Origin of the sequence: Sphingobium sp. IP1, assembly GCF_002708645.1 — a bacterium.
GTDB classification, from domain to species: domain Bacteria; phylum Pseudomonadota; class Alphaproteobacteria; order Sphingomonadales; family Sphingomonadaceae; genus Sphingobium; species Sphingobium yanoikuyae.
In genome coordinates, this window is record NZ_NOIW01000180.1 from 1 (window position 1) to 5,938 (window position 5,938).

The window sequence follows — 5,938 nt, forward strand, 5'->3', positions numbered from 1 at the left end:
TGAACAGCGCATAGTAACGATAGGCGACCAGGAAACAGCTGACGGCGGCGACCACGATCCACAGCGCATTGACCGTTTCGCCGCGCGAGACCGCGACGACCGCCAGCGATACCGCGCCCACCAGCGCAGTCAGGATCCATGGAATATGCCGGGTCATCGCTCTCTCAACGGTTCGGGATAGGGATTGGGCGCCACACTAGGCCGCTCCCCCCGAAAGACAACCGCCTGTCGGGATTAGGGGATTTGCTGCCGGTTATTCGTCAACGGGTTGGAATAGGGCAGGAGGCATCGCATGACCGACCGGAGCAAGGACGTTTCGCGCAGGGGCCTGTTGCAGGCGGCGGCGGTCGTGGGGGCGGCGCTGCCGCTGGCGGCGCGGGGCGCGACAACGGGCAATAGCGCGCGCAACCAGTTGCTGCTGGCGCCCGACATCCATTATTTCAACGCTGCCAATATCGGCCCGGCCTTCCGCAGCGCGATCGCCGCGCATGAGCGCGAAACGCAGGCGTTCCAGGCCAACCCCTCACCCCAATATCGCACCAGATATCCGGTCGCGGCCGATGCCCTGCGCGCGCGCCTGGGCAAGCGGATGAACGTCAGCGCGCAGGAAATCGCGCTGGTCCGCAACAGCAGCGAGGCGAACACGGTCGCGGTGCGCGGCCTGGCGCTCAAGGCCGGGGACGAGGTGATCCTGACCGACCACAACCATCCCTCGACCCTGGAGACGTGGAAGCTGCGCGCCGCGCGCGAAGGGCTGGTGCTCAAAATCCTGCCGGTGCCGGTCTATGCGACCTCTGCCCAGGCGGTGGTCGACCTGTTTGCCGCCGCCATCACGCCGCGCACCCGCGCCATCTTCCTGTCGCACATGTCGAACGTTACCGGCATGATCTTCCCGCTGGCGCAGATTGCTGCGCTGACCCGACCAAAGGGCATCTGGCTGCACGGCGACGGTGCGCAGACCTTCGGCTGGCTGCGGCTCGACCTGCCGGCGCTCGGCGTCGATTCCTATTCGGGCAGCACCCATAAATGGATGATGGGGCCGCTGGAGGGCGGCATCCTCTATGTCCGGCGCGAAGGCCAGGCGCAGCTCGAACCGATCATGCTCAGCCATGGCTATTGGCTGACCGACGAGAAGAATCTCGATACCGCGCAGAAATATGAAATTCTCGGCCAGCGCGACGATCCCAAGCTGATCGCGATCGACGCGACGCTCGATGCGCTGGATGCGATCGGCGAGGCGGAGGTGGAGCGCCGTGCCTTCGCCATCGGCGACCAGATGCGCGACATAGTACTGCGCCTGCCGGGCGCCAAGCTGGTCGGCACGACGACCAAGGGGCTGACCGGCCCAGTCATCACCCCGACCTTCGCCGGCAAGAATGTGCTGGCGATCCGGGATCATCTCTGGACCCAGGGCAAGGTGGTGGTCGCCCTGTCCAAGGCGGACGGCAAGCCGACCATCCGCTTCTCGCCCCATATCTACAACAGCGCCGACGAGATCGCCCTGATCGCGGACCTTCTGGCGAAGGCCTGACCGCTATCGTCGGCGAAACGGCCAGTCGATCACCGCCCCGGCCCATAATGCCCACCAGATGATCACTGGCTGTAGCGCCAGCCGGGGGCCATGATACCACCAGCTCAGATGCACCCCGCCCAGCGGGATGTCATGCAGGGCATGGTTGAAATTGGCTGGCCAGACGCACAGCGCATAGAGAGCGAGGGCTATCGCGGCGGCACGGCGCGTGGCCGGGATCATCAGCCCGACGGCTCCGGCCAGTTCGGCAATGCCGGTCAGCGCGACGACGAGCTGCGGCTCCGGCACCCAATGTGGCGTGATCGCGACAAAGCCGGTCGGCCGCATCAGATGCGCGGCGCCCGCAATGCCATAGGCAAGAGCCAAGACGGTACGGGCGATGGCGCGCGCGGTAACGGCTACAACTCCAACTCGCCTTCATCCTCGCCGTCCCAATAATGGGCGCGCTCGGCATGGACCTTGATCATCACCAGGCCCGGCGTGTCGGCGCCCTGCGCGAACCAGCGTTCCAGGTCCGGGTTCCAATGGGCTTCAAAGGCGCTGCGATCGCGGATCAGGTCGGCCCGGCCCTCGACCGCGATGAACAGGGGCCGCTGCCCCATCAGGCCGCCCTTGCCATGGAAGGACAGGCCGACCCGCGGATCGCGCTCGATATCCTTCACCATCAGCGTGTCTTCGGTCGTGAAATAATAGCTGTCGCCGCCATAGGCGACGTCCTGATTGTTGCTCATCGGCCGGGCGCCAATCTGGCCGTCCTCGGTATGGGTGGACAGCATCGCGAAATCGATCTGCTGCATCTTGTCTGCCAGGGTGGCGATGGTCTGCTGGGCCATGGTCGCTCTCCTCTTCTGCCCGGTTCAACGCTGACAGAGCGGATTCGGATGCGTCGGATTCGTCAGGACGAAGAAAAGAACATATAGTGAACATATTCCGATTCGGAGGATGTTCGCCATGCTTGCCCGCACGCCGTCGCTCTATCGCCTGATCGTGGCGCTGAAGCCGCCGACCCGCATCACGCGGCAGATCGACCATTTCGCCGAGACGCTGGCGCCCGATGCCCAGCGCATCCTGCCGGCGCACCAGCATATCACGCTGGGGATCACCGACGACTGGCCGGACTATCCCTATGCGCTGGTGAAGGCGATGCACCGCAGCTTCACCGGCATCCTGGCCGATCCATTCGATCTGTCGCTGGACCAGTTGAGCGAGGGCGGCCGATCGGCCGCGCTGCGGCCGGCGCATGCGCTGCCGCCGCTCCGGGAATTGCAGCGCAAGGTGGCGCTGGCGATGAAGCGGGCAGGGGTGGGCGCCCGTCCGGGCTGGAGCTTCAACCCGCACCAGACGCTCTATTATCGCGACGGCGCGCCGGCCACCCAGCGGATCAGCGGCTTCCACTGGCGGGTGGAGGATTTCGTGCTGCTATGCAGCCATGTCGGCCGCACCCATCATGAATTGCTGGGGCGATGGCCGCTGCGCGGCAGCGGCCAATATAGCCTGTTCTGATGGCGCTCAGCGCTTGCGCACGAATTCCGCGCGCAGCACCAGCCCCTTGATGCCGTCATAACGGCAGTCGATTTCCTGCGCGTCGCCGGTCAGGCGGATCGACTTGATCAGCGTGCCGCGCTTCAGCGTCTGGCCGGCGCCCTTGACCACCAGATCCTTGATCAGCGTCACCTGGTCGCCATCGGCCAGCAGATTGCCGACCGAATCGCGCACTTCCACGGCATCGCCGGCATCGGCCCTGACGGCGGCATCCGCCGCGCTGATCCATTCGCCGCTGGCTTCGTCATAGACATAGTCATCGTCGGCCATCGGCTTATCCCTGGCTCACGGCTTCGAGCACGGCGGCGCGCAGCTCGGGAATGCCCATGCCCTTTTCGCTCGACGTGGCGATGATCTCGGGATGGGCGGCGGGGCGCTTGCGGATCGCATCGGCGGTGCGCTGCGTCACGGCGACCAGTTCGCTCGCCTTGATCTTGTCGCTCTTGGTCAGGACGATGCGATAGCTGACCGCCGCGCCGTCCAGCATGTCCAGCATGTCGGTGTCGACATCCTTGATGCCATGGCGGCTGTCGATCAGCACCAGCGCGCGCTTGAGCGCCGCGCGACCGCGCAGATAGTCGTTCACCAGGAACCGCCACTTCTTGACCAGATCCTTGGGCGCCTTGGCATAGCCATAGCCCGGCATGTCGACCAGGCGGAAGCGCAGCGGATCGCCAACGTCGAAGAAGTTGAGTTCCTGCGTCCGGCCCGGCGTGTTCGACGTGCGAGCCAGGCCATTGCGGTTGGTCAGCGCGTTCAGCAGCGACGATTTGCCGACATTGGAACGGCCGGCAAAGGCGACCTCGTTCACCGCCATGTCGGGCAGATAGTCGAGCGTCGGCGCGGATTTGAGGAAGCTGATCGGCCCGGAAAAGAGCTTGCGGGCTTCCTCGATCAGGGCGGTGTTGTCGTCTTCTGTCATATCGAAAAAATCCCCCCCTTTCGGGGAGGATTTCCTTTTCCTTACTTGGTGGCCGTCGCGGTGTTCAGCACGGGGTGGCGCTTGTACAGCCACCATTGCTGCGCCATCGACAGGCAGTTGTTGGTGATCCAGTAGACCAGCAGGCCGGCGGCGAACGGCGCCATGATGAACATCATCATCCACGGCATGATCGCGAACACCTGCTGCTGCATCGGGTCCATCTGGGCCGGGTTCAGCTTGAACTGCAGCCACATCGAAATGCCCAGCAGCAGCGCCAGCACACCGATCGCCAGGAATGAGGGCGGGGTGAAGGGCAGCAGGCCGAACAGGTTCAATATGTGCAGCGGGTCGGGTGCGGACAGATCCTTGATCCACAGCACGAAGGGCTGGTGACGCATTTCGATCGTCAGCTGCAGCACCTTGTACAGCGCGAAGAAGATCGGGATCTGGATGAAGATGGGCAGACAGCCGGCCAGCGGATTGACCTTCTCCTGCTTGTACAGCTCCATCATCTTCTGCTGCAGCTGCTGCTTGTCGTCCTTATATTTCTCCTGCAGCGCCTTCATCTTGGGCTGCACCGCGCGCATCGCCGCCATGCTGGAGAACTGGCGCTGGGCGACCGGGAACATCAGGGCGCGGACGCAGAAGGTCAGGCAGATGATGGCGACGCCGAAATTGCCGAGCGTCTCGAACAGCCAGTGCAGCAGCGCGAAGATCGGCTGCTCGAACCAGTAGAACCAGCCCCAGTCGATCGCGCGGTCGAACAGCGGCACGCCGGCACGCTCATAGGCCTGCAGCGTCTTCACTTCCTTCGCGCCGACAAACAGCCGGTTGGTCTGGGTCATCGCCTTGCCAGGGGCCAGCATGACCGGGGCCAGCGCGATATCGGTCTGGAACTGGGTGCCGGCACCCTTGCGCATCTGGCCGGTGAAGGCGTCCTTCTGGTCGGGGATCAGCGCAGACAGCCAATATTTGTCGGTGAAGCCGATCCAGCCGCCGGTCGACTGGAAGCTCTGGCTGGCCGGACCCTTTTCCAGATCCTTGTAGTTCACGTCATAATTGGCGGCGCCGTTGAACACGCCCATCGGGCCGACATGGATGGTCCAGGTGTCGGGATCGGCCGACGGAGCCGCACGGCTGACATAGCCATAGGATTTGACCGCAATCGCGCCGGTGCCGCTGTTCGACACCTTCTGCGCGGCGGAAATCATGTAATTTTCGTCGATCGAATAGCGGATCTCGAAGCTCTGGCCCGCGCCATTGTTCCAGCTCAGCGTGACCGGGCTGGTGGGGGTCAGTTCGGTGCCGCTGGCGGTCCAGACGGTGTTGGCGTCCGGGGTCTTGATGCCTTCGCCCTGCCAGCCGAAGCCGGCGAAATAGGCGTCCTTGGTGCCGCTCGGGCTATAGAGGCGGATCGCCGGCGAATCCTTGGCGATCGTTTCCTTGTAGGTCGGCAGCACGATATCATCGATGCGCGCCCCCTTCAGGTTGATCGAGCCTATGATCTTGGGCGTGCGGATCGCGACGCGCGGCGTTTCCTTCAGCACCAGCGCACGATCACGGATCGCGGTCGACGCATCCTGCGCCGGGGCCTCGCCCGCCGGCGTCAGCGGGGTGGTCTTGCCCCCCTCGATCTTCGTCGCGGGCGGATTGGCCGCCGGGAAGAAATGTTCGGAGATATAGGGCCAGCCGAACAGGATCGCGGCGGTCAGCAGCACCGCCAGAATGATATTCTTCTTGTCGTCCACGCTATTCGGCTCCGCCGTCTATACTCGTCAATGTCTCAGGGGACCGGGTCATAGCCCGAACCACCCCATGGGTGGCAACGCATTAGCCGCTTGAACCCCAGCCAGCTACCCTTGATCGCACCATATTTGCCGACCGCCTGGATCGCATATTCCGAACAGGAGGGGGCATAGCGACAGGTGGGGGGGAGGATGCGG

Annotated in this window: 8 protein-coding genes; 2 read left to right on the plus strand and 6 right to left on the minus strand. The window is 64.2% G+C overall.

Annotated elements, in window-relative coordinates:
* The first annotated feature begins 292 nt into the window (after positions 1-292).
* Positions 293-1,531, plus strand: a complete 1,239-nt coding sequence (locus CG471_RS28555) for an aminotransferase class V-fold PLP-dependent enzyme (protein WP_099234516.1) — start codon at positions 293-295, stop codon at positions 1,529-1,531.
* Positions 1,532-1,534: 3 nt separating this feature from the next.
* On the opposite strand, the gene CG471_RS28560 is transcribed toward CG471_RS28555, so the two are convergent.
* Both CG471_RS28560 and CG471_RS28565 read right to left on the minus strand, forming a co-directional pair.
* The gene (locus CG471_RS28560) at positions 1,535-1,912 is read right to left on the minus strand and encodes a DoxX family protein (RefSeq protein WP_099234517.1); all 378 of its coding nucleotides are present in this window, start codon (positions 1,910-1,912) and stop codon (positions 1,535-1,537) included.
* A gap of 17 nt (positions 1,913-1,929) precedes the next feature.
* Entirely contained in the window at positions 1,930-2,364 is a 435-nt protein-coding gene (locus CG471_RS28565) for a pyridoxamine 5'-phosphate oxidase family protein (protein ID WP_099234518.1), read from the minus strand.
* A gap of 118 nt (positions 2,365-2,482) precedes the next feature.
* On the opposite strand from CG471_RS28565, the gene CG471_RS28570 reads away from it, so the two are divergent.
* Complete coding sequence (locus tag CG471_RS28570; RefSeq protein WP_099234521.1) at positions 2,483-3,034, plus strand: 2'-5' RNA ligase family protein; 552 nt, start codon at positions 2,483-2,485, stop codon at positions 3,032-3,034.
* A 6-nt stretch (positions 3,035-3,040) separates the two neighbouring features.
* Here CG471_RS28570 and CG471_RS28575 read toward each other — a convergent pair whose 3' ends face one another.
* From CG471_RS28575 to yidD, 4 genes are all read right to left on the minus strand, one after another.
* Complete coding sequence (locus tag CG471_RS28575) at positions 3,041-3,343, minus strand: alkylphosphonate utilization protein (RefSeq protein WP_099234519.1); 303 nt, start codon at positions 3,341-3,343, stop codon at positions 3,041-3,043.
* 4 nt (positions 3,344-3,347) lie between these two features.
* On the minus strand, positions 3,348-3,995 hold the full coding sequence (gene yihA / locus CG471_RS28580; protein WP_004210031.1) for a ribosome biogenesis GTP-binding protein YihA/YsxC: 648 nt from the start codon (positions 3,993-3,995) through the stop codon (positions 3,348-3,350).
* A 41-nt stretch (positions 3,996-4,036) separates the two neighbouring features.
* Positions 4,037-5,743 carry a membrane protein insertase YidC gene (yidC, locus tag CG471_RS28585; protein ID WP_099234520.1) on the minus strand — a complete coding sequence of 569 codons (1,707 nt, stop codon included), beginning with the start codon at positions 5,741-5,743 and terminating at the stop codon, positions 4,037-4,039.
* Between the two features lie 35 nt (positions 5,744-5,778).
* A partial coding sequence (gene yidD / locus CG471_RS28590; RefSeq protein WP_257211726.1) for a membrane protein insertion efficiency factor YidD occupies positions 5,779-5,938 on the minus strand: 160 nt, incomplete at its 5' end.

Bases quoted from the DNA above. Each gene is read 5' to 3' on its own strand.
- CG471_RS28570 (WP_099234521.1), top strand. From the start codon at position 2,483: ATGCTTGCCCGCACGCCGTCGCTCTATCGCCTGATCGTGGCGCTGAAG.
- yihA (WP_004210031.1), bottom strand. From the start codon at position 3,995: ATGACAGAAGACGACAACACCGCCCTGATCGAGGAAGCCCGCAAGCTC.
- CG471_RS28555 (WP_099234516.1), top strand. From the start codon at position 293: ATGACCGACCGGAGCAAGGACGTTTCGCGCAGGGGCCTGTTGCAGGCG.
- CG471_RS28565 (WP_099234518.1), bottom strand. From the start codon at position 2,364: ATGGCCCAGCAGACCATCGCCACCCTGGCAGACAAGATGCAGCAGATC.
- CG471_RS28575 (WP_099234519.1), bottom strand. From the start codon at position 3,343: ATGGCCGACGATGACTATGTCTATGACGAAGCCAGCGGCGAATGGATC.